At 42.0% G+C, this 23,684-nt stretch carries 19 protein-coding genes; 16 read left to right on the top strand and 3 right to left on the bottom strand.

The annotated features are described in order from the left end of the window. Positions 1-178: 178 nt before the first annotated feature. Positions 179-895, bottom strand: a complete 717-nt coding sequence (locus tag V7K53_RS25525; protein ID WP_335200321.1) for an ROK family protein — start codon at positions 893-895, stop codon at positions 179-181. Positions 896-1,204: 309 nt separating this feature from the next. On the opposite strand from V7K53_RS25525, the gene V7K53_RS25520 reads away from it, so the two are divergent. Then, on the top strand, positions 1,205-1,708 hold the full coding sequence (locus V7K53_RS25520) for a 2TM domain-containing protein (RefSeq protein ID WP_335200320.1): 504 nt from the start codon (positions 1,205-1,207) through the stop codon (positions 1,706-1,708). A gap of 102 nt (positions 1,709-1,810) precedes the next feature. Here the strand turns inward: V7K53_RS25520 and V7K53_RS25515 are convergent, their stop codons facing one another. After that, positions 1,811-2,377: a phycobiliprotein lyase gene (locus V7K53_RS25515; RefSeq protein ID WP_335200319.1), complete on the bottom strand. Its 567-nt coding sequence runs from the start codon at positions 2,375-2,377 to the stop codon at positions 1,811-1,813. A gap of 75 nt (positions 2,378-2,452) precedes the next feature. Then, a complete protein-coding gene (locus tag V7K53_RS25510; RefSeq protein ID WP_099104155.1) occupies positions 2,453-3,133 on the bottom strand; it encodes a HEAT repeat domain-containing protein in 681 nt (226 codons plus the stop codon). 78 nt (positions 3,134-3,211) lie between these two features. On the opposite strand from V7K53_RS25510, the gene V7K53_RS25505 reads away from it, so the two are divergent. The 15 genes from V7K53_RS25505 to V7K53_RS25435 all read left to right on the top strand — a co-directional run bounded on the left by V7K53_RS25505 (position 3,212) and on the right by V7K53_RS25435 (position 23,682). Beyond that, positions 3,212-3,334, top strand: a complete 123-nt coding sequence (locus V7K53_RS25505) for a hypothetical protein (RefSeq protein ID WP_335200318.1) — start codon at positions 3,212-3,214, stop codon at positions 3,332-3,334. 308 nt (positions 3,335-3,642) lie between these two features. After that, positions 3,643-4,455 carry a DUF3102 domain-containing protein gene (locus tag V7K53_RS25500; RefSeq protein WP_335200317.1) on the top strand — a complete coding sequence of 271 codons (813 nt, stop codon included), beginning with the start codon at positions 3,643-3,645 and terminating at the stop codon, positions 4,453-4,455. A gap of 854 nt (positions 4,456-5,309) precedes the next feature. Further along, entirely contained in the window at positions 5,310-6,416 is a 1,107-nt protein-coding gene (aroF, locus tag V7K53_RS25495) for a 3-deoxy-7-phosphoheptulonate synthase (RefSeq protein ID WP_335200316.1), read from the top strand. Between the two features lie 76 nt (positions 6,417-6,492). Continuing rightward, on the top strand, positions 6,493-8,196 hold the full coding sequence (locus V7K53_RS25490) for an HAL/PAL/TAL family ammonia-lyase (RefSeq protein ID WP_335200315.1): 1,704 nt from the start codon (positions 6,493-6,495) through the stop codon (positions 8,194-8,196). 18 nt (positions 8,197-8,214) lie between these two features. After that, positions 8,215-9,639, top strand: a complete 1,425-nt coding sequence (locus V7K53_RS25485) for a cytochrome P450 (protein WP_335200314.1) — start codon at positions 8,215-8,217, stop codon at positions 9,637-9,639. Between the two features lie 185 nt (positions 9,640-9,824). Next, a complete protein-coding gene (locus tag V7K53_RS25480; RefSeq protein ID WP_335200313.1) occupies positions 9,825-11,345 on the top strand; it encodes a class I adenylate-forming enzyme family protein in 1,521 nt (506 codons plus the stop codon). A gap of 53 nt (positions 11,346-11,398) precedes the next feature. After that, positions 11,399-13,198 (top strand): ScyA-related TPP-binding enzyme, encoded by a 1,800-nt coding sequence (locus V7K53_RS25475; protein ID WP_335200312.1) that lies wholly within the window; start codon positions 11,399-11,401, stop codon positions 13,196-13,198. A gap of 140 nt (positions 13,199-13,338) precedes the next feature. Then, a complete protein-coding gene (locus V7K53_RS25470) occupies positions 13,339-14,487 on the top strand; it encodes a 3-oxoacyl-ACP synthase III family protein (RefSeq protein WP_335200311.1) in 1,149 nt (382 codons plus the stop codon). A 137-nt stretch (positions 14,488-14,624) separates the two neighbouring features. Then, positions 14,625-16,730, top strand: a complete 2,106-nt coding sequence (locus tag V7K53_RS25465; RefSeq protein ID WP_335200310.1) for a calcium-binding protein — start codon at positions 14,625-14,627, stop codon at positions 16,728-16,730. A 212-nt stretch (positions 16,731-16,942) separates the two neighbouring features. Continuing rightward, a complete protein-coding gene (locus tag V7K53_RS25460) occupies positions 16,943-17,932 on the top strand; it encodes a hypothetical protein (protein ID WP_335200309.1) in 990 nt (329 codons plus the stop codon). After that, positions 17,932-18,843, top strand: coding sequence for an SDR family oxidoreductase (locus V7K53_RS25455; protein ID WP_335200308.1), 912 nt, complete (start codon positions 17,932-17,934; stop codon positions 18,841-18,843). The genes V7K53_RS25460 and V7K53_RS25455 overlap by 1 nt, the downstream gene beginning before the upstream one ends. Positions 18,844-19,029: 186 nt before the next feature. Beyond that, positions 19,030-20,778, top strand: coding sequence for a cupin domain-containing protein (locus tag V7K53_RS25450; protein WP_335200307.1), 1,749 nt, complete (start codon positions 19,030-19,032; stop codon positions 20,776-20,778). Positions 20,779-20,931: 153 nt separating this feature from the next. Further along, positions 20,932-21,324, top strand: a complete 393-nt coding sequence (gene aroH / locus V7K53_RS25445) for a chorismate mutase (RefSeq protein ID WP_335200306.1) — start codon at positions 20,932-20,934, stop codon at positions 21,322-21,324. Between the two features lie 73 nt (positions 21,325-21,397). Beyond that, positions 21,398-22,570, top strand: a complete 1,173-nt coding sequence (tyrA, locus tag V7K53_RS25440; protein WP_335200305.1) for a bifunctional chorismate mutase/prephenate dehydrogenase — start codon at positions 21,398-21,400, stop codon at positions 22,568-22,570. Positions 22,571-22,674: 104 nt separating this feature from the next. Then, entirely contained in the window at positions 22,675-23,682 is a 1,008-nt protein-coding gene (locus V7K53_RS25435; RefSeq protein ID WP_335200304.1) for a zinc-dependent alcohol dehydrogenase family protein, read from the top strand. Positions 23,683-23,684: the final 2 nt, after the last annotated feature.

Here is a 23,684-nt window from a genome sequence, read left to right as displayed (position 1 = left end):
AAAAAATTAGACAGGGGCACTGAACATAATGTTTGTGCAATTCTCTTGTCTAATCTGTGTTAATTTTTATATCATTTTGAAACTTTGAGAAAGAATGCACCTTACTCAAAAAGTGTGTAGACGTAGGCCGCCCTTAGATATCGCTTAGTACTCTCAGTTGTGGATATTGAAAAACTTTTTACCTTTTATCATCTCGCCACAAAGCAATACCGCCTAATAAACCAGTGATATTGGGGATGAGTTTGACATTTAACGGTAGCTGTAAATTCACTCTTACGGCTTCACCACCACCAATGTAAAGGTAGTCATAATTAAACAGATGTTGCAAAGATGCGATCGCTTTTTCTAAACGCCTATTCCATCTTTTCTCACCAATTTTTTCTAACTCTGCACGCCCCAACTGCTGCTCAAAAGTCTCTCCTTTGCGAAACGGATGATGCCCCATTTCCATATTTGGCACCAGCTTGCCATCCACAAATAAAGCCGAACCAAACCCCGTACCCAGAGTAATCACCAATTCGACACCTTTACCTGCGATCGCACCAAACCCCTGCATATCTGCATCATTAATCACCCGTACAGGCTTGTTTAAGTGTTTTAATAATGCTGTTTCCAAATCAAATCCGATCCAATCTGGATGTAAGTTTACCGCTGTTTCCGTGACTCCACACCTCACCACACCGGGAAAACCGACCGAAACGCGATGAAATTCACCTTGAGCCGCTGCTAAAACTACAATTGCATTAATTACAACCTCCGGTGTCGCAGGTTGCGGTGTATCTAAACGCGCCCTTTCTGTTACAGGATGCCCCGTAATATCCAAAACCATAGCCTTAACGCCACTACCGCCAATATCAACCGATAGGGTACGAATCGATCCATTTTCTTCAACCATTGAGTTACATCCTTGTTAATGCTTGTTATTTCGTTATTAATTATGCTCTGCTGCATTTGATAATATCTTGGATGTTTGGAGAGTCTTTATATTGGTGGGGAGTGGGGGAGCAGCACTTCTCTACGAGAGGCTGCCCCTCTGCCCCCCTACCTCTTTACCCTATACCCAAAGTTAAAAATCCCATACATTCAATGCCGGACAGCATTTAGATTTGTTAATCTAAGAATAATAGAGATAGTACTGGCGTAGCTGCTTAAAATCTATCGAGCAGCAAATTTCTATTAAAAGTAATAATTAAGAGAAAGAATTATGACGGCGTTTGAACCTCAAAGCATCCGCTCGTATAGCCAAGAAGATGTCCAACAAATTCTGCACTTGGCGATCGCTCGTCAAGCAGATGATAAAGACACAGAATTTTCTTATGAGCATATATTAGAAATTGCTGCTGAGTTAGAAATTTCACCTGAGTCTTTAAAATTAGCAGAACGCGATTGGGTATTACAACAGGGGCAACTCCAACAACGAAAAGCTTTTGACGCCTATCGCATCAGAAGATTTCAGAAACGCCTAAGCAAATATGCCATTTTTAATATCTTTTTTATACTGCTTGATTTAATTACTGGTGGCGGAATTTCTTGGTCGCTGTACATTTTACTATTCTGCGGATTGCCTGTAGCGCTTGATGTCTGGAATACCTTTCAAATCAAAGGCGAAGAGTATGAAATGGCATTCCAAAAATGGAGTCGTAATCATCAAATTAAGAAAACCATCAGCACAGTTTTGAATAAGTGGTTTAAAGTATTACAGGCTTAATCAAAACTTTCCTTGACGCTAACCCATCTCTACTTAATTCCCCCCAGAAACGCCTACTGTGTAAACCGTAGCCAGAAACGGGAGGAATATTTAGGCTAGAACTTAACTAGATACTGAATTAGCCGCCTCGGAAACCTTCTCGGCTGGGGGAAAGCCGCCCATACGAATCTCAGAAGTGAAGGAAGTGATACTAAATCCACCAAAACTCTTGAGGACATTTACTCGCATTCGCAAATTGGGGCTAGCAAACCACAGGCGTTCCTCTGAGAAGATAGTTTCATCCTCTGTAGTTAGAATCAAAGCACCATCGCTGTCAAATTTATAGCGTCCGGGAACTGGAGTTTTATTGGCATCAACTATTTCTCGGAGTAAACTGCCTTGGGCCGGATTATCCGCATCAGGTACCGAAACCAACACAGTTGAACCAGTGTGTTTTGCTTGATCCTTGTCCATTGTGCCGTTCCAGGTAATTTTGGTAGCACAGGAAGCAGAACTAGGATTAATGTTGTAACTTTGACACAGCTTGATAACTTCTGGACGATCTAATGGCAGCGCCTCAATAATGATATCTGACTTGCTATGTTCCGATTCGTTAAAAGCCAAATGTTGACTAGTACGATGAGAAAACCATTTACCAGTACTTAACTGAAAAAACTCTTCAATATTCATGAATGAAATTACCCTGCATCAAAATGCTAAAATTCCCACTTAATTATTATTAAAAGGTAGTAGGAGGCTTTAATATTAAGCTTGATTGCCTATTTCCTCAAGCTTCTTGAGGCCAATTCTGGCTGCCTCAGCAACGTTGAAATGATTGTCTTTTTCCAAGTATTTTAAAGCTGAGACACTCTTGGGAGTGGGAAGATTTCCCAAGGCTTCTGCCAAACGCTGCCTGACTAACCAATCATCTGATTCGGCAAAGCGCAGGATCTTATCTACAGACTCGATGTCTTGAATTTCTCCCAGTGCAGAAATTGCAGCTTGTTGTAACACGACTTCTTTGCTATCCAATGCCTGAAGAAGAATTTGACGGGCACGAGGATCTTTAATATTACCTAGAGAAACAGCTGCACTAAAACGTACTAGCCAATCAGTATCTTCATAAAATGCCCGTGAAAGCACCTCAAAAGCTCTGGCATCACCCAAATATCCTAAAGCACCAGCGGCATCAGCGCGTATACCATAATCGGGATCATTTTCGAGAATTTTTACCAAAATAGAATAACATTCTGGCGTTGGCTTGATTCCCAGAGCAAATATTGCCATCGATCGCAGTTGCAAAGATTCATCGTCTAGTACCTTTTTAATCAAAGGGACTGCATCCTCAGCCGCAACATGACGCAGATTAGCAAGGGCTACCATGCGATCGCGTAAATTCGGACTTTCTAGCTGAGTAGAAATTTCTTGTAAGCTTAGAGCTGCCATTTAGTTCAAAGCGTTTTCTTTACTTATCTTAATTTACCCGATCTGTTCATCAGGCTGTCGCCATAGTGAAGTAGGAGTTTGGCGACTTTACAAAATGGCTCAATTATGAATAAAAAAGCGATCGCGCTCATACCAGTGAACGAAATCGGTGTAAAGCGTCTGCCAATTGAGAAAATCACCTACATCGATAGCCTTCTCTAAGAGACGTTACACCAACACACAGGATGTATAAAAAGGCGTTGAGAATATCTAAAACATCCACTTCACTAGGACAGTCACCAGGTTTAACTCTCCTCGCTCGCTCTGAGAATAAAAAAATTTATAACCTAAAGATAGAATTTCCTTAAGTGTGTACTTTTGTAAAGATATAACAAGAAGTTGCGTAAAGTTATTAGCTTGACCTGAGTAACTTAATACAAGTTCTCTTATACATAAAATCACAAACCTAAAAAACTGCTTTGCAAAAATATCTCTGAGAAAAAATACAAATGCTAGCAGGAATAGATTGTATGAAAATTAGTACGCATGAGTCAACAGCTTTTCCAATAGAAATTCAAGTAATACCTACCCAGTCAGAAAAAATTATTGACCAGTCTTCAGTACCTAAGAGCAAGTCAGACTTTGAGACTAAAGAGGAAAAACAACAACGCTTAGCTATTCTAGCAGAAGACACACGACGTAGGCTGAAACGAAGTGCTATGGACATTTATTGCATTGGTGTCAACTTGTTAGAGGCTCAAAAAATTACCGAACATGGCGAGTTTCTACCTTGGTTACGACAGGAGTTTGGAATGGGAAAAACTTCAGCCTATGAGTTTATTCACGTTGCTAGAGCATTTGAGTCCAAAATTCCGATAATCGGAAATTTGATTAATGGTATTACTCCTACTGCTCTCTATAAACTGGCTGCTCCTAGTACATCTGAAGCTGCTATAGATGAAGCAATAAAGATTTTGAAAACAGGCGAAATAGTCGATCCAAAAGTTGTTAAAAATCTCATTAAAAAATATAAAGATCCTAAAACAGTAAAGGAACAACAACACAAAGCCTTTTCAGTTAGTCAGCAGAGGGATACAAATCAAGTAGATGTATTAGTCTTACCCAAAGTTGAGGTTTCTAGCATTGAACAAACAATCACTAATCATCTCTCACCTTCTTCTCCACTTCAACAGAATGAACTGCAAAAGATAGTAGCGGAGCGCGATACTTATAAAGCGCAATTAGAAGCACTACAAATAAAAAATCAGAAACTTCAGCTAGATATTGAAAAACTTCGTTCAGAATTAACTTTATTGCAAACTAGTAAAGCTATCAGTAGTTAGAGGAGTCTTTGATCCTTCATCTGTAGTATCAATAAATATCTCCAAAAATTAAATATGCGTTATCCATAAACCTTGTAGAGATGTAGCACTGCTATGTCTCTATATTCATTTACCCTCAGATTTCTAATATCATTCATTGAAGCCGGCGATTATAAAAATTTGCCAAACCTGAGTGAGTTTATAATTTACACAGCTACGATTATTTTGATGTGACAACGTCTTCTAAAGCGCCATTCATGATTTTATAATCTCTTCCAGTACTATTCTGTAGCAAGCCTCTGTACATCTACATTTTCTTTAAAAATCTCTTTTTGGTAAATTCCTAAACTGGAAAAATTATCCAGTTTTAGATTTGCATGAAAAAATTAGCAAGCTCAAATAAGTAAGATAAAGAGAAAGATTCAAAAAATAAATTTTGGATGTAGAAACTTAAGTAAATAAGGCAATTTTTTCAAAAAATCGAGAACAGGAAAATGGTTGCATATTTTTGAAAAAGATGCTAAATATAAAACCAAGCAGTATACTAATAGAAAGCTTGGCGCTTTAAATGTAGGCGTATCAGTAATTAGCTTTGTAGATAATGCTGTAAAAATTAACACGAAATAAATTTCAATATTAGCTGTTGAATAGAGAAGTTTATACAGCTAAAACTTTGGAATCTAACAATAAATATTAGAGAAGATTTTGGGTACTTACTTCGATAAATTCTAAACAAACAGAAAGTTTTTAGGATCTTGCATAAAAGTCAAAGAATAGACTGATTGTTATTTGAAGGGTCAAACAAACAACAAACACAATTCTCAAATTTAGGTATTACAACTCAATCAATAGTTGCAATTAGGAGATTCAGAACAATGATTATAGTTATGAAATTAGGGACACCATCGATAGAAATCGAGCGTGTAATTAAAGAAATCAGTCGTCATGAAATCACCCCAGAAGTATGCCAAGGTCAACATAAAACAGTAATTGGTTTAGTTGGTGAAACGGCGGAAATTGACACTAGGCAGATTCAAAATATCAGCCTTTTTATTGAGCAAGTGATCCGAGTAAAAAAACCATTTAAACGTGCTTCTTTAGAATTCCGCTATGGAGAGCATAGTGAAGTAGTTGTACCCACACCTAATGGATCTGTTACCTTTGGACAAACCCATCCTTTAGTTGTAGTTGCTGGGCCATGTTCTGTTGAAAACGAGGAAATGATTGTTGAAACAGCACAGATAGTAAAAGCAGCAGGAGCACAGTTTCTACGAGGTGGGGCATACAAACCTCGGACTTCACCTTATGCATTCCAAGGGCATGGTGAAAGTGCATTAGGTTTGTTAGCAAAAGCTCGCGAAGCTACTGGTTTGGGTATTATCACAGAAGTTATGGATGCAGCTGACTTAGACAAGATTGTTGAAGTAGCAGACGTGATTCAAATTGGTGCCCGCAATATGCAGAATTTCTCCCTACTGAAGAAAGTAGGTGCTACTGGTAAAGCAGTCTTATTGAAGCGGGGACTATCAGCCACAATTGAAGATTGGTTGATGTCAGCTGAATATATTTTGGCAGCAGGTAATCCCAATGTAATTTTGTGTGAGCGGGGAATTCGCACCTTTGACCGGCAGTATACACGGAATACCCTTGACATATCTGCAATCCCTGTCTTGCGGACTTTGACTCACTTACCAATTATGATTGACCCTAGCCACGCCACCGGAAAATCAGAGTTTGTCCAACCGATGACCTTGGCTGCGATCGCAGCTGGCGCAGATTCCTTAATGATTGAAGTTCATCCTAATCCAGCTAAGGCTCTTTCAGATGGCCCTCAGTCTTTAACACCGGAAGCATTTGAAGACTTAATGTTAGAAATGGCTTCTTTAGGTAAGTTCTTTGGTCGTTGGTCTAAACAACATAGCACCACCGTTACCCCTAAGTTTACTGCACGAGTTTCTGCCACCGCCAGTAGGGCTTTATAAGCGTGTCATTACCCTCCCAACATGGACATCCAATCAGTCCATCATTTGTGCAATCTAAATAATAATTGGAAGTTCAATGAATACAACATCACTCAACAAAAACAAGACCTTTCATTCTTCTGTAACCTCCCTAGTAAATTCCAGTAAAACTGTAGTTGTAGGCAACCAAGACCTAACGATAGACGAAGTAGCTAGTGTGTCCCGTCATGGTGTTCAAGTACGCCTAAGCGATGATCGAGATGTTGTACAAGGAGTTCAAGCATCGTGCGATTACATTAGTAATGCTGTGGAATCTGGTCAACCAATTTATGGCGTGACAAGTGGTTTTGGTGGCATGGCCAATGTTGTCATTTCCCCTGAATCTGCGGCACTGCTTCAGAACAACCTGATTTGGTATCACAAAACCGGAGCCGGGCAAAAATTACCGCTAGCTGATGTCCGGGCTGCCATGCTTTTGCGTGCTAACTCCCACTTGCATGGTGCATCTGGTATTCGTCTAGAACTTATCCAGCGTATGGAAACTTTCTTAAATGCTGGTGTTACACCCCATGTATATGAATTTGGATCTATTGGTGCAAGCGGTGATTTAGTGCCTTTATCCTACATTACTGGCGCATTGGTTGGTTTAGACCGCTGCTATACTGTTGACTTTAACGGCGAAGAAATCGACGCGCCGACAGCATTGAGTCATCTGGGTTTAGAGCCATTACAATTACTTCCTAAAGAAGGATTGGCAATGATGAATGGCACCTCAGTCATGACAGGTATTGCTGCCAATTGTGTCTACGACACCAGAGTTTTATTAGCTCTTTCAATGGGGGCACATGCTCTAGCAATTCAAGGTTTGAATGGTACGAATCAATCATTCCACCCATTTATTCATCAACTCAAACCACATTCAGGGCAAAAATGGGCTGCGAACCAAATGCTGAACTTACTAGCAGGTTCACGCTTAGTCCGCGAAGAACTAGATGGTTCTCACAACTATCGGGGTGGAGATCCAATTCAAGACCGTTATTCACTGCGCTGTTTACCACAATACATGGGGCCGATTGTAGATGGGATCGAGCAGATTAAAAAACAAATCGAAGTAGAAATTAATTCTGTCACCGACAACCCGCTAATCGATGTTGAGAACCAAGTTAGCTATCATGGCGGTAATTTCTTAGGGCAGTACATCGGTGTCGGAATGGATCGGTTGCGCTACTACATCGGGTTGTTGGCTAAACATTTAGATGTGCAAATAGCCTACCTGGTAGCACCAGAATTTAACAACGGACTGCCAGCATCTTTAGTGGGGAACCGAGAGCGCAGTGTCAACATGGGGCTAAAAGGTCTGCAAATATCTGGGAACTCAATCATGCCATTGTTAACCTTCTATGGAAATTCGATCGCAGACAGATTTCCTACCCATGCCGAACAATTTAACCAAAATATCAACAGCCAAGGTTTTGCTTCTGCAAACTTAGCACGTCGCTCAGTAGATACCTTCCAACAGTATATGGCGATCGCTTTGATATTTGGGGTGCAAGCGGTTGATTTACGCACCTATCTAGTTGCAGACCATTATGATGCTCGTGCTTGTTTATCCCCCGCTACCAGAGATTTATATATGGCAGTGCGCGATGTCATCGGACAACCAGCTTCATCTGACCGTCCTTATATCTGGAACGACCACGAACAACCTCTTGACGAACATATTGCCCGGATAAGTGCAGATATCGCATCTGGTGGGCAGATTGTGCAAGCCGTTCAAGATATTTTGTCGAGTCTCAATTAAATTTTGAGGACAGTTCAGATGCACAAACAGAGTATTTTACCAAGTATCAGCAAAGCTCCTCCAGGCCCTATCGGCTACCCGATTATAGGCAACCTCCCGCAAATGTTGCGGAATCCACTACAGTTTCTAACCAATGCCGTACAGGAGTATGGTGAAGTAGTCCACCTGGGGGCAATGGGGCCTCAACAGCTTTATTTAGTCTCTCACCCAGATCATCTAAAGTACATCCTGCAAGAAAATAGCCGTAACTACATTAAAGGCGAAAACTTTAAGTCTATTAAGCAGGTAATTGGTAATGGTCTAGCAGTCGCCGAGGGTGACTCCTGGCGGCGCGAACGTCGCTTGATGCAACCAACTTTTCATCGCCATCGGGTTGGAGCATTAGTCACCTTCATGACTAAAACCATTAGCCAAATGCTAGATACCTGGAGCAGTATCGGCTCAGACAAACCCCTAGATGTCTTTGCACAGATGATGCAACTAGCCCAGAATATCCTCCTCAAGAGTTTGTTGAGCATTGATTCTGAAGACGAAATTTCCGAGATGAATCAAGCATGGGATACTGCTTACGAGTATCTTAGTAGTCAACTGTGGGCAGTCTTCAAGCTACCTCTATGGGTTCCCACACCGAAAAACCGCGCCTTTGTACAAGCGATGGGAACACTAGATAGAATCGTCTATCGGATCATTCGCTCCCGTCGGGAAAACAATAATAATCCTGACGACCTGCTCTCTATGCTGATGGATACTTACGATGAAGAGTCTGGTCAGGGAATGAGTGATGAGCAATTACGCGATGAGATTATGACCATCTTTACTGGTGGATTTGAAACCTCAGCAGCTGTACTTGCATGGACTTGGTACTTGCTTTCTCTTCACCCTAACGTCGAAAGTCGCCTCCAAGATGAACTCAAGAGTATTTTAAATGGGCGTACCCCGACTCTTGAAGATTTACCAAACCTGAAATATACCAGGATGGTACTGGAAGAATCGATGCGGCTTTATCCTGGTGCATGGGTTTATACTCGTACTAACTTACAGTCCGACGAGGTTGGAGGTTATCATATACCAGCTAACTCTGTAATCATGATTAGCCCTTATGTCACCCATCGCCTACCAGCTTTTTGGGAGAATCCCGAAGACTTCGACCCTGAGCGCTTCACAAAAGAACAAGCGGCTGCACGTCCCCGCTATGCTTACTACCCCTTCGGCGGCGGGCCACGCCAATGCATAGGTGAGATATTTGCAATGACTGAAATGCAGTTGATCGTTGCGATGGTAGCTCAAAAATATCGGCTGCACCTAGTACCTGGACATCCGGTTGAAGAGGAGCCAATGTTCACATTACGTCCCCGCCACGGCATCCTCATGACATTGGAACCACAAATCAATTTTGGTGATGTTTATGCACCAGATATTCAGAAAGGAATGACACTAAGATAAACGCAAACCCTGAATGTAATTGGCTTTTGGGTGTAGGGAAAAACATCACAATAGTTGACGCGGTAGTTCTTTCACTTACACCCAGCCCTAGCAATGATTTTACCTTTGATTCGTGCCATTCTATTCTGCAAGTTTTGTTAACTTAATTTGTTGCCATATTCCGATGAAAGAGAGACTTTTAAGTTATGAATATCGCCAATCATGTCGAGCGCGGTCATCTATTATTTCCTGATAAAATCGCCCTGATTTTTGAGGATAAATCTTTTACCTACAGACATCTAGATCGGTTAGTAAATCGAGTAGCTAATAGTTTACAAAGATTAGGAATAAAAAGAGGCGATCGCGTGGCCTTGTTTTTGCCAAATATTCCAGAGTTCATTACTTCTTATCTTGGCATTCTCAAAATTGGTGCGATCGCTGTCTCTGTAAATGTGATGTTGAAAAGTTCTGAAGTCAGTTATATACTTCACGATTGTGCTGCTAAAGCCATCATCACCACAGAGTCAGGCAGTTTGGAGGTACTAGAAGCAGATTTACCAGAATTACAACACATTTTGATTGCAGAAGGTAACGTCAAAAAGGGGATAAGTTTAGCCCAACTAATAGAAACATCTTCCCCTAATGCCCGCGCTGTGACAATGGATCGCCATGCTCCTGCTAGCATAGTCTACACATCAGGAACCACAGGTTTTCCCAAAGGAGCTACTCTTTCTCACGGCAATATCATTTCTAATATGTATTCCCAAAATCGTTGTTGTGGAATGCAAGCTAATGACCAACTACTACTTTTTCTACCACTATTTCATTGCTTTGGTCAAAATGCAATTCTCAATGCTGCACTCAATACTTGTTCCACCCTCGTCCTGCAACGGCGGTTTGATCTGACACAAGTCTTGAATGCGATCGCTACTCATCAAATCACCATGTTCTTTGGTGTGCCGACAGTATTCATCAAAATCTTAAATAGCGACATACCCAAGCAAGCCTTTGAAAGCATACGTTATTACTTTTCTGCTGCGGCAACCATGCCAATTGAAATAGCTCAAATTTGGCAAGAAAAGTATGAAAAAGTGATTCATGAAGGCTATGGTTTAACTGAAACATCACCATGTGCATGTTATAACCACGACTTGAAATACAAACTCGGTTCTATTGGTGCTCCCATTGAAAATGTAGAAATGAAAATTGTTGATGCTGATAATCATCAGGTACAGCCTGGTGAATTGGGTGAGATTGTCATTCGGGGGCCCAATGTCATGCTTGGTTATTGGAATCGCCCATTTGAAACTGCTGAAGTCATTAAAAATGGTTGGTTATATACTGGCGATATTGGTCGGATGGATGAAGACGGTTTTTTCTACATCGTCGATCGCTTAAAAGACATGATTAATGTGTCTGGATTTAAGGTATATCCAACTGAAGTTGAAAATGTCATTTATCAACATCCAGCAGTTGCCGAAGTAGCTATTTATGGTATTCCTGATAGCTTTAAAGGGGAGATAGTCCAAGCGAATATCGTAGCTAAGGCTGGTAAGGAAATTACGGAAAAGCAAATCATTGAATTCTGTAGTGCCAGGATGGCTACCTACAAAATTCCCCATGTGATTAAATTCGTGGATTCAATTCCTAAAAATCCTACAGGTAAAGTACTCAAGCGAGTTTTACGTAAGCAATCAACATCTCAATTCGCTACTATTACCTATTAATTGACAACCCAAACAAACTACCAAAGTAAAAAAGATAAATAGAGGTTTAATTGATGCGTCATACTAATGTTAGAACTAATCATAAGTCAGTTGAACATACAATAGCTGAACCTGCTATTGTATCGCAACCTACAAGCTCCTCTTTGCTATCCCCTCATGGAAAGCCCAGCCACTCAGAATCAACTGAAATAACAGTTGCAGCAGCTATAGTCAAAATGCTGGAAGATTTGGGAGTATGTCAAGCTTTTGGTCTATTCGGAGGCGGCATCACGCCACTGGTAGCTATGCTAGAGCAAAGCTCAATCCAGGTGCTACAATTTCGTCACGAAACCGGAGCAGCCTTTGCAGCTATTGAGTCTTACTTTGCCAATGGTCGTCCTGTGGTAGTATTCAGCACAACCGGGCCAGGCATCACCAACGCCCTGACTGGAATGTTTGCTGCACGCTGGGAAGGTGCAAAGGTAATTTTTCTCTCTCCTTCTACCTCAACACAGCAACGTGGACGCTGGGCTTTTCAAGAAACTAGTGCCTACACAATGTCCAATACAAGTATTTTTACTTCAGGAAAGCTTTTCCATTATGCAACCACTATTGAATGCAGCGATGAACTTCCAGTAACTGCTCGCAGACTTGCCCTCGGTCTAGCACAACCTGGTAGCTTTGTCGCACATCTAAGTGTCCCTCCAGTGATTCAGACAAGTTTTCTTAAGGCATCAATACCTCGTATAACTAGCTCACCAATTCTGCCATCTGCGGGAGAAGATACTGTTTGGAAATCTGTACAATTGTTATCTGAAGGGCCCTTCGCTATTTGGGTAGGCTTTGGTGCCAGGGATGCCGGAGAAGAAATCCGCCAACTTGCCGAGAGAACAGGATCTGCCGTAATGTGTTCGCCCCGTGCCAAGGGTATATTTCCTGAAGATCATCCTCAGTTTGTGGGTGTTACAGGCTTCGGTGGACATTCCTCAGTTCTGACATATATGCAGTCACAAAGTCCTGTGCGCGTGCTGGTTTTGGGAACAAAATTGAGTGAATTCACCTCATTCTGGAATCTGGAAATGATTCCCTCACGCGGTTTTATACATGTCGATATTGATCCAGAAGTACCTGGAGTTGCCTATCCATCTGTTGAGACAGTGCCTATCCAATCTGATGTAGGAGAATTTGTCAAAGCATTATTGAAGCATTTTCCCAAGCGTTCCGATCGATTACCAGTCTTGTCACTGCCCCGACCCAAATTTGATGCGATTGATTCTCAGAATGATGGTTTAATTAGACCAGAAATACTGATGGATAAGATTCAACGTGTAATTGTTGAAAATAGTGATGCAATAGTGATTACCGAGGCAGGTAACTCCTTTGCTTGGGGAACCCACTGGCTACGGTTTAACACCCCCAGACGATATCGAGTTAGTACCGGTTTCGGCTCAATGGGTCATGCTGCTACTGGTGTTGTCGGTGCTGCACTGGCACGCAATAGTAAAGCTGTTGCTATTCTTGGGGACGGAGCTATGCTCATGAACAGCGAGATTAGCACTGCTGTCAAATACAAAATTCCCGCCGTCTGGATTGTACTCAACGATGGCCATTACAACATGTGCGACCAGGGGATGAACTTGTTGGGCTTTAACGGTGTAGACGCAGAGATACCCAGTACAGATTTCGTCATGATTGCTCGTGGGATGGGAGCTGATGGCATCCGGGTGGAGCGGGAAGCCGATGTCGAAGCCGCTTTAGAAAAAGGGCTGATTTCCAATGTCCCCTTTGTGATTGATGTCGTAATCGATCCGACCAGACCTGCCCCAATTGGCACTCGGATTCAAAGTTTGATTTCACAAGTTGCAAAAGAATAGACTTCTTGCAAAAGTCGGGGGAAAGGGTAAAGAAACTCAAAATCCTTTCCCTTTAACCTTTACCCTTTTCCCTAAGAGTGCAAAAACATATTTTTGCAAGAGGTCTAATCTTAATTTTCTTAATTTTAAGGAGTAATATCATGACACATCAACCAGTAGGTATTCGTTCAGTTGCCCTTAACTTTCCTAGCATTGTGCGTACCAATGATTATTGGCAACAGAATTACCCGGAATTGGTGACTCAGGCAGAGGGCAGAACCCTCGCGAAGCTGTTTAAACCTGCTGAACCTGCCGTTAACCAAAAAGAGCAAGACCTCCTCTGGTCAAAAGCTGTAATACCTTATCTGTCCGATCCCTTCCGAGGCACTATTGAGCGGCGGGTGCTGGCTTCAGATGAAACATCGTTAACCTTAGAGTATGGGGCAGCTATAAGTGCCCTGGAGGCGGCAGAACTTTCCACAGATGAAGTCGATCTGATGATTGTAACTACTCTGTTTCCTGAGCAAATCGCTCCTGGTAATGCTTCTTATCTCGCCCGTAAATTAGGACTGAACTGCCCCGCCTGGAATCTAGAGTCAACTTGTTCGAGTGCTTTAGTGGCAATGCAGAATGCCTCGGCGTTAGTGCAAACTGGAGAGTACCGCAATGTCCTAGTGGTGGTTTCGTGCATCTATTCTCACTTTGTTGACGAAGATGATACCCTTTCGTGGTTTATGGCCGATGGTGCTGGTGCATTTTTAGTTAGTGCCCTCAAACCGAACCAAGGAGTCTTGGGTACGAAAATTGTTCACACTCAAGCAACTTGTGGTGCTTTCTTTAATGAACTGGTTATAGACTCCAATGGCAAGCCAAGGATGCGGATACAGACAGGTGAAAGCGCCAGTAAGCAACTAGGTGGTACATCTGTTGATCTCGTCCGTACTTGCTGTGAAGGTGCGATCGCATCTGCTGGTGTTAGTCTCGATGATATTAAGTTCTTTGCTTTCAATACACCAACTGCCTGGTACGCTAATCTGTGTGCCCGCTCACTAGGTATCGATCCAGACCGTACAATCAATCTTTATCCGTATTATGCAAACATTGGGCCTGTCCTCCCCATAGCCAATCTGTACTACGGCGCTCAATCAGAGAAAATTCGTGAGAACGATTTAGTGCTTGTTTATACTATCGGTTCAGCATCTACTGCTGCTGCCATCGTCATGCGCTGGGGTGAAGTCAAACTGGGAACCCTCCCTGCTTCCGCAGTCAATCTGAATAAGTCAGCTAGCAATATCCTGACTACTGTATAGCAATTAATCTCAAAACCACTTTACAGGAGTTTCTCTAAGAAACTCCTGTAAATGAACCAACAATTCCACAGTTTCTATTGGTGGAAGACTGAAAATATTTGCCTACATAATTTGCGATCGTAATCAGGAGAACAAAAATGTCTCAAGATAAGAAACAAAAACAAGCTCAAACTTCTACTAATTCCTACTTCCCTAAGACCTTAACTGCACCTGGTCAACTCTTTGGCACATTTGAAGACAATATACTGGTTGGTAGTACAGGCAACGATCAAATTTTTGGTTTGGCGGGCGACGATCTCATATCGGGACGTGAAGGTGATGACTTCATCGTTAGTGGGACTGGAAATAAACTAGTGATTGCGGGGCCTGGTAATGATACTGTTGTGGCCACAGGAGGCAACCAATTCATTTTAGGTGGTGCCGGGAATGATGAACTTGCGGGTGCTAACGGCAACGATCTGATACTTGGTGAAGATGGCGACGATTTTATCAATGGTAAAGATGGGATTGACGACATTTCGGGTGGTGCTGGCGACGATTTCATCTTAGGCGGTCTTGGGAATGACAAAGTTTTAGGTGATGATGGCAACGACCGAGTCTTTGGTGGGGAAGGTGATGACGACATTTCTGGTGTCGCCGGAGAGGACTATATAGATGGTGGTTTCGGGAACGATCGCGTCTTGGGTGGTTTTGACGACGATCGAGTTTTTGGTGGAGAAGGTAACGATATAGTTGTTGGTTCGGTCGGTAATGACTATGTAAATGGTGGTTCTGGAGATGATGTAATTATTGGCAGTAATCCATTTATCCGCATACCTGGGCTGGACGGTATTGAAAGAGATGAGATGGTCGGCGGTTCAGGGCATGATACTTTTGTACTTGGGGATGTTGCTGAATCCTACTATGACAATAAAGGTGGCTCTGACGTTTCTGACGCTGGTTTAATTGTTGACTTCAACCCTGATGAGGATTTCATTCAACTGAAAAAGTTGACAGATGGTAGCACTTATGTAGTAGCTCCTGGCCCTAACTCGACTGCGGGAAATGAATACACCACAGACATACTCATCAGTCGGCCAAATCAGCCGCTAGAACTGATTGCTAGCGTGCAAAGCGTGAAAAATTTGAATTTGAACGATAGTTACTTCGTTTATGTTTCCGCCGATGCAGGATTAATTGCTGGCACAAATGGTAATGATGTTATCGGTGGCACTACGGGTGACGATAACATTTATGGTTTAGACGGCAACGATTTGATCGACAGCCGTGACGGCAACGATTCTATTTATGCTGGGGCAGGAAATGATTTGATTGTTTCTACTTCTGGAGATGATGTTGTCTCAGCTGGAACTGGTGATGACATCGTTGCGGCAGGTTTTGGGAATGACATTATTTCGGGTGGCGATGGTCTTGACCAATTATTAGGCGACGAGGGCGATGACTTCCTGGATGGTGGTTCTGGAACTGATGACCTTTTTGGGGGAGTCGGGGACGATATTATTTTAGGTGGTGATGGCAACGACCGCATTTTTGGAGAAATCGGCAATGACCAAATCAATGGTGAAGATGGTAATGACGACCTCAATGGCGGAGATGGTAACGATACTATTTATAGTGGTTTAGGCAAGGATAGAGTTTTAGGTGGTGCAGGCAATGACCGGATATTAGGTCAGGCAGGTAACGACATACTTGATGGTGATGTCGGGAATGACATCATCAATGGTGGAGATGGTGATGACTTTCTCAATGGTGCGGATGGCAAAGACAACCTCTATAGTGGTACTGGCAACGATATTATCGTCGGTGGAGCAGGAGCAGACTTACTAGTTGGTGCATCCGGGAACGATTTCCTCTCTGGTGAAGCTGGAGATGATGTGATTGTTGGTGTTGACCCATTCGATCCGTTATTTGGGTTTGGTCGTGGTGAGGTTGATACGCTCATCGGCAATCAAGGCAGAGATACATTTATTCTGGGGAATAACGGTCATGTATTTTATGATAGTGGCAGTTCTGATGTTTATGATGCTGCGATCGTTACTGACTTCAAAACCAGTGAAGATTTCATCCAATTGCAAAGTGTAACTGATGCTAATTATGTTTTAGCTACAGGTTCTAGCTCTCCTTCAGGTGTAGCATCCACAGATATATTCTTACAAAGAGCAAATCAGCCTTTGGAATTGATTGCTACTATCCAAGGAGTCACAGGTTTAAATCTGAATGATAGCTATTTCGTTCGCGTTTAAAAGCTCTCAGTAAATTCCAAATTAGTCATTTCCTACAATAGTTTCTTGGAAATTATCAACATTGAGATTTGCAAATAAAACCTGGGAAACTGGCTTTAGCGATCGCATATATTTTCCGCAGCATTAAAAGCATTTTATTCGGGAAAATATTTATTCATTACTTTGCTAGTTTCCTGGTATTTTGTAACTTAAACTTCTTGAAGTAGTAAATTATGAAACTGCGTTACAAGCACAAATTATTAGGGTTTATACCACTTTTATTTACCTTGGGCTTAACTACTCCTGTCATTTCTTTTAGTAGTCCGGCTCTTGCTAGTGAATTCAGTTTGCAATCAGAGCCTTACGATCCACTGAAAACCCATCTGGAATTGTTTACAGAACCTTGGTCTCAAAATCCCACAGTTAAGGCAGCCCTTCAAGCAGATAACGGCAACTTGCAGTTAATTACTGGAAATAAAAAAGTTTTTTATGACGAAATTTCTGTTTTGGTTGACAGAATGCCCCAAGGGCTAACGCCTACAGATTTTCTCTTAGAAATAGCTAAAGACCCAAATGGGGCAATAAATTATCAATCTTTTGATGATTATCTCTCTAGCGGTGATGATACGCTCAATAAGCTAATTCCCAGGAACACCTCCACACCCCCAAAGGTAGGCGATATTTATGATATAAAATTACGCCTTTTTGCAGCACTGGGTCTTCCTAATTACGAAGATGATGTTTCTGTGATGCTTACAGATTTGACCGACGATCATTTTACCTTATCAACTATTACCAGTGGCGTAACGGGAAAACATCCAGTGAACGGCTCAAGAAAATTTGGGTTTAAAGAAAACCCAGATGGTACGCTGACATTTTATACTAACTCTGTCACACAGTTGACTAATGTATTTGGAGATTTTGGTGGTGATTTCGGGGGACCTCCTGAAATGGGTTGGACAAACTATATCAAAGGTTTAAGTCAAGAAGTTCGTAATAGAGGCGGGGAATCTGAGGAAAGTACTCTGAGAAAATTCACCGCTACTTATCCTGGTTTACCAGTTTCTTCTATCGCTGTCCCAGAACCAACTTCTACATTGGGGATTTTGGGATTTAGTGCTTATATTGCTACAAATTTAGTACGGAAAACTAGACAAAAAAATAGAACTTTAATTAAGTCTGGAAAGTCAAAGAAAATGTTTATAGTTAAGGAGTTGAGATAATGCTTCAGCGTAAGGTTCTCGTAATTGGTGCAACTGGTTTGCTTGGCGGCAAAGTGGTTAAAGAACTGCTGCAAAAAGGTCATAGAGTCCGTACTTTGGTTCGCCCTGGAACTGAAGCTTCTCACTTGCAGGCTCAAGGTGTGGAAATAGTTCGGGGCGACATAACCGAGTATGAGACACTTTTGCCTGCAATGTGTGACATTGATGTTGTAATTACAACGGCTAACGGTTACTCACATAGAAAGAAAGGAGACTCTTTAGAAAACACTGACGACAAGGGAAATCGCAATTTGGTTGATGCAGCCAAGCAAATGCAAATTAAATTGTTCGTTTTTACAAGTATTTTGACGGCAGAAAAGGCAAAATCTGTACCTCACTTTTATCAGAAATCTGTGACTGAGGATTATATTGAGAAATCTGGAGTTCCTTTTGTATCGTTGCGACCAGGCGGATTCGTTGATACACTATTAGGCTTTAGCCTTAAAGATATCAAAAATGGTAAATTTCGAGCTATGGCTGATGCAGACGCTCCAGCATCAACGATTCACTCGGATGATGTGGCCCGGTATCTTGTTTTAGCTATTGAGACACCTGAAGCTGTAGGACATCGCATCGATTTGGGCACTGAACAGCCAACTAATCTTAGAGAGATTGCTAATTTGCTCTCCGAAATAACTGGACAGAAAGTGCAATTGCAAATAATTCCACCTTTGGTCAAAACAATCTTGTTTAAGTTTATGGCAGTTATTAATCCTATGTTCCGGGGTACTGATAAGGCTATGGAATATGTTTCTTCAGGTAAATATGTAGCTGATACTACTTTGCAACGTCGTTTATTCGCTGACGTTCCGTCTTTGAGAGATTCCATTAGACGTTGGGCAAACCAAAATGGGCTGGCAGCAACGAGGTAATTTATTAGCATCAGTTTGATATAAACAATCCCCATCCAAACTTATTTGGATGGGAAAAAAAGGAGTGGACTCTACAAGACATAGATGCTCAAAACTTGACTAAACAAGAAAAAGAGCCTATGTCTGCGCTTACAACATCAAACCAAAACTAGCTCACCATCAATTCAGCCCGAAAGGAGAACAAGAATGACAGAATATAATCGCTTTCAACAGACACCAGCCAACAAATCTAGTAAGTCATTGTGGGTGGTTGGAGACTTGGTTAAATTTATCTCAACTGGCGAAGATACTGATGGTAAATACGATCTATTTGATGCTTATGTTCCGTCAAATGTTGGGACTACACCGCATATCCACCTTCAGCAAGACGAAGGATTTTACATTGTCGAGGGGACTGTAAAATTTCAGTTGAACGATCGAGTTATTACTGCAACTCCTGGAACTTTTGTGAATGTGCCCAAAGGGCAAACCCACGCCTATCGCAATCTTGAAGATAAGCCAGCGAGAATGCTTATCCAAGGTATTCCCTCCGGGCTTGACAAATTGATTGAGGATACAAGTCGTCCAGGGACAGACATATCTGCGGCTTTTCCGCTATTTACAGATGAAGGACTTGATAAAATCGTGCAAGCCTTTAAGGACAATGCATCAGTAGCCTTAGACTCAATAATTTTTGCTGGTACTGAATACAGCGTTAATGAAGATGGTTCTCCCATAGCAGCAGTAACTTTAATCCGCCCGTTAGATGATACAGGGGCAGTTGGTGCTACTATCACTTTGAAAAATGGTACAGCTAAATATCTTGAAGATTACAATGGTTCTCAGCAAATAAAGGTTAACTTTGCTGATGGAGAAAGAGTTAAAGTTATAAACATTCCGATCGTTGATGATAATTTAATCGAAGCTAATAAAACTATCAACCTCACCTTGAGCGATGCTACAGGTGGCGCAATCATTGGGCTATTGCAGAATACAGCTACTCTGACAATTGTGGACAACGACGCTCGACCCAAAGGGAAAGATGGCGTTCTTCTGGTTGGAGATGATAGTAATAACATCCTTACGGGTGGGAAAAGCAGTGAAAACATTATTGGTGGAAAAGGAAACGACCTCCTTACGGGTGGTGGAAATATAGACTTGTTTACAGTTCAACTTGGTAACGGCATCGACACCATTACTGACTTCGGTGGTGTAGGATCGGGATCTCGTCCATCTTCAAGCCTATCTACGGAAATTGATACTCTAAAATTTGAGGGTAATGGGCTGACTGCTAGAAATATGCTCTTGACTCAGAATGAAGATGACCTGCTCATAACCTTTGAGGGAGTTGAGAATACTGGGGTCGTCTTGCAAAATTTTGCCTTACAAAACCTAGATAACCTTCGCAAAGCTACAGGTGCATCGGTGGATATTGGCAATCTTTTGTTTAATGGGCAGACGGGGTTTCAAGACAGCTTTGATGTCTTGAATGCTAATGAACAAAGGAGTAGTGTTTATAGTCGTAACTCAGTAACATTCCTGAACGATCTTAATAATAATACTAGTGGCTTTGACAAATCTAATGATGTTATTAACGGTCAGGGTGGCAATGACTATCTGTGGGGGTTAAGTGGTAATGACATACTGCGAGGCGGTGCTGATAATGATACCCTTGTAGGCGGATTTGGTTGGGATACTCTGATTGGTGGTAGTGGCAAAGACACATTCTCTTTTACATCTGGATCGGGGATTGATACCATTGTTGACTTTACTGATGGGGAAGATTCTATTGGGCTTTTGGGTGGTCTGGCATTTGCTGATTTAACAATCTATCAAGGTACTGGTGGTAGTGTAAATGATACTTTGATTAATATTACCAGCAGCAATGAGCCTTTAACGATCTTGAGTGGGGTACAAGTCAATAGTATTACAATTGCTGATTTCTTGATTGTGTAGCTCTCTTTAACTAATTTGATATTGCCAAATAAAACTATCAACAATTGAGATTTATAGTTGGCAATTGCTGTGTACAGAAAAAACTTAAAACTCAACCTTAAAATTGATATGGATCGGCTAACCTTTTCAACGCACATAGATGAACATTCCAGCATGGCAAAGGTATTAGGAGAATGGCGAGTCCGGGGACTTCGAGGAGCAACGACAGTCAGCTACAACTCTATAAAAGCAATTACTGAGGCTGTAGATGAGTTATTAGATGCTTTAGAAAGAAACAATGTTTTAGATCCTGAGGAAATCGTCAGTGTTACCTTTTCTGCAACTCCAGACTTGGATGCAATGTTTCCGGCTGCGGTGGCACGTCGTCGTCCTGGTTGGGATCGAGTTCCTTTGCTAGATGTGCAACAGATGCAGGTTGCCAATAGCCTTGACAGCTGCATTCGGGTGCTAATCCACTTAAACACTCCTCTACCTCAGAATGCATTACGCCCAGTCTATCTACACCGTGCCGCTCAGTTACGCCCAGATATAGCATTGTTAGGTTAGGCGTAGGCATAGCCCGTAGCATACATCGCTCTGCGAGACTTTAGTTAAATTATCAATACATTTATAATGTCTCATGTTCCAAGAAAAACTGAAACAAATTGACCAAAAATTGATTGATCTATTAGGGAAAAGAATTGCAATATTGGCTGAATCAGAATACATTTCCTTAGAGGAACAAACTACTAATCTCACCTTTTCCTTAGTAGAAAGTGGTGTTCCAGAGTCAATTTGGAAAAATCTTGTTATGGGCTGTGTCTCTGCCGTTGCAACTGCAAATTTTCCTGTGGCTAAGGTAAAACCGCGACGAGTTACTTTAGTTGGCGGATGTGGTCTAATGGGGCACTTCTTCCAGCAAAAGTTATCCGCCGCAGGTCATTACATTAGTATTCTCGATCGCGGTGACTGGGAACAAGCAAAATTGTTATTAGATGGAGCAGATTTAGTTTTAGTCTGTGTTCCAATTGAATACACAACCGAGGTAATCCGTAAACTTGCTCAATACCTAACGCCAACTACTGCTTTAGCTGACATTGCTAGTATTAAAACTCCTATCTTACAAACTATGCTTGAGCATCATAGTGGGCCTGTCATGGGCTTCCATCCAATGTTTGGCCCAGGGATAAAATCTTTCTTGTCTCAAAAAGTTGTGGTCTGTCCAGGTCGTGAAGATGCTGCCTTTCAATGGTTTCTAGATTTGATTGCAAATGATGGCGGCAAGCTGATTACATCTACACCAGAAGAACACGACCAAATGATGATGGCTGTTCAGGCAATCCGTAACTTTAAAACCTTTAGCCTTGGTGTTTTCTTGGCAGAAGAAGAAATTGACATTCGTCGTAGCTTAGACTTCTCTAGCCCAGTTTTCCGTCTGGAAATTGATATGGCTAGTCGCATGTTTACCCAGTCTGCATCTATGGTAGTAGACATTATGCTAGCTACACCGGAGCGACGTGCAGCCATAAATAGACTAGCATTTACTTATCATCGATTAGCACAATTAATTATTCAAAACGATCGCGAAACTCTGATCCAGGAATTCAAACTAGCACACAGCTTTTTAGGAGAAGAAATCAATAGTGCTGCCGAGGAAAGCGCTTATGTGATTAATGCCCTAAGTGTATTACTAGCAGCGAAGGAAGTTGGACAAAAACAATCATCTTTTGTAATTCAGAAGTCAGGAGGTAGTGTTTCGACTACGCTCAACAACCAGGTAGGAGGCAGAAGACAAAAAGGTACCCATATTTAAAAACATGTGAGACATTGCAGTTTTGGCTTATAAATATCTCTGTATCTACCCTCTTGCGCTAAAGTTGCATAAGAACGTGCATCTAAAGCCAGGAGGAAAGAATTGTGAAAGCAGTCTTGATGACAGCAGCTGGCAGTCCCGAAGTTCTGCAAGTACAGGATGTGCCAAACCCTGCTGTTCCTGTCGGGAATACTGAACTTTTAGTGCGTTTGGTAGCGGCTGGCATTAACCCCATTGACACTAAACTTCGGAGTCGAGGCAGTTTCTACCCCGATCGCACCCCAACAATTTTAGGATGTGATGGTGCAGGGATCGTGGAAGCAGTGGGTGCTGGCGTCCAGCGTTTTCGCGCAGGTGATGAAGTATATTTTTGCTATGGTGGCTTAGGCGCACACCAAGGAAATTACGCTGAATATACTGTTGTGGATGAACGGTTTGTGGCACGTAAACCCGCCTCTATCTCCTTTGCCGAAGCAGCAGCAGCGCCTTTAGTATTAATCACCGCCTGGGAAGCTTTATATGAACGGGGACGATTAGAACCTGGGGAACGGGTTTTGATTCATGCCGGTGCTGGTGGTGTCGGCCATGTAGCAATTCAATTGGCGAAACTCAAAGGTGCTACTGTTTCCACCACCGTGGGTTCTGAGGAAAAAGCTAATTTCGTCAAAGAACTCGGTGCCGATAATGTAATTTTTTACAAACAAACAGACTTTGTGCAAGCGGTATTAGATTGGACTGGTGGCGAAGGCGTAGACTTGGCTTTTGATACCGTAGGCGGCGAAACTTTTCACAAAACCTTCCCCGCAGTGCGAGTCTATGGCGATATTGTTACCATTCTCGAACCAGATGCCAATACTGTTTGGAAAACTGCTAGAACTCGCAACCTCCGCATTGGTTTAGAATTCATGTTGGCACCAGCGTTACTAGGATTACAAGATACTCTCCACCATCATGCAGAAATTCTCGAACAATCTGCCACCTGGATCGATGAAGGCAAATTAAAAATCCATGTGAGTCACAAATTTACCTTAAAAGAAGCAGCTAAAGCCCACCAATTAATTGAAAGTGGGTCTGTGACAGGTAAAATTGTTCTGCTGATTAGTGACGAATGATC

This window comes from Nostoc sp. (assembly GCF_036917355.1).
Lineage (GTDB): Bacteria > Cyanobacteriota > Cyanobacteriia > Cyanobacteriales > Nostocaceae > Nostoc.
Note: the sequence above shows the minus strand (reverse complement) of the source record. Positions and strands in the feature narration are given on the sequence as shown.

Bases quoted from the DNA above. Each gene is read 5' to 3' on its own strand.
- V7K53_RS25455 (WP_335200308.1), top strand. From the start codon at position 17,932: ATGCTTCAGCGTAAGGTTCTCGTAATTGGTGCAACTGGTTTGCTTGGC.
- V7K53_RS25470 (WP_335200311.1), top strand. From the start codon at position 13,339: ATGACACATCAACCAGTAGGTATTCGTTCAGTTGCCCTTAACTTTCCT.
- V7K53_RS25485 (WP_335200314.1), top strand. From the start codon at position 8,215: ATGCACAAACAGAGTATTTTACCAAGTATCAGCAAAGCTCCTCCAGGC.
- V7K53_RS25450 (WP_335200307.1), top strand. From the start codon at position 19,030: ATGACAGAATATAATCGCTTTCAACAGACACCAGCCAACAAATCTAGT.
- tyrA (WP_335200305.1), top strand. From the start codon at position 21,398: ATGTTCCAAGAAAAACTGAAACAAATTGACCAAAAATTGATTGATCTA.
- V7K53_RS25520 (WP_335200320.1), top strand. From the start codon at position 1,205: ATGACGGCGTTTGAACCTCAAAGCATCCGCTCGTATAGCCAAGAAGAT.
- V7K53_RS25475 (WP_335200312.1), top strand. From the start codon at position 11,399: ATGCGTCATACTAATGTTAGAACTAATCATAAGTCAGTTGAACATACA.
- V7K53_RS25480 (WP_335200313.1), top strand. From the start codon at position 9,825: ATGAATATCGCCAATCATGTCGAGCGCGGTCATCTATTATTTCCTGAT.
- V7K53_RS25510 (WP_099104155.1), bottom strand. From the start codon at position 3,133: ATGGCAGCTCTAAGCTTACAAGAAATTTCTACTCAGCTAGAAAGTCCG.
- V7K53_RS25515 (WP_335200319.1), bottom strand. From the start codon at position 2,377: ATGAATATTGAAGAGTTTTTTCAGTTAAGTACTGGTAAATGGTTTTCT.
- V7K53_RS25500 (WP_335200317.1), top strand. From the start codon at position 3,643: ATGAAAATTAGTACGCATGAGTCAACAGCTTTTCCAATAGAAATTCAA.
- V7K53_RS25460 (WP_335200309.1), top strand. From the start codon at position 16,943: ATGAAACTGCGTTACAAGCACAAATTATTAGGGTTTATACCACTTTTA.
- V7K53_RS25465 (WP_335200310.1), top strand. From the start codon at position 14,625: ATGTCTCAAGATAAGAAACAAAAACAAGCTCAAACTTCTACTAATTCC.
- aroF (WP_335200316.1), top strand. From the start codon at position 5,310: ATGATTATAGTTATGAAATTAGGGACACCATCGATAGAAATCGAGCGT.
- V7K53_RS25490 (WP_335200315.1), top strand. From the start codon at position 6,493: ATGAATACAACATCACTCAACAAAAACAAGACCTTTCATTCTTCTGTA.
- aroH (WP_335200306.1), top strand. From the start codon at position 20,932: ATGGCAAAGGTATTAGGAGAATGGCGAGTCCGGGGACTTCGAGGAGCA.
- V7K53_RS25525 (WP_335200321.1), bottom strand. From the start codon at position 895: ATGGTTGAAGAAAATGGATCGATTCGTACCCTATCGGTTGATATTGGC.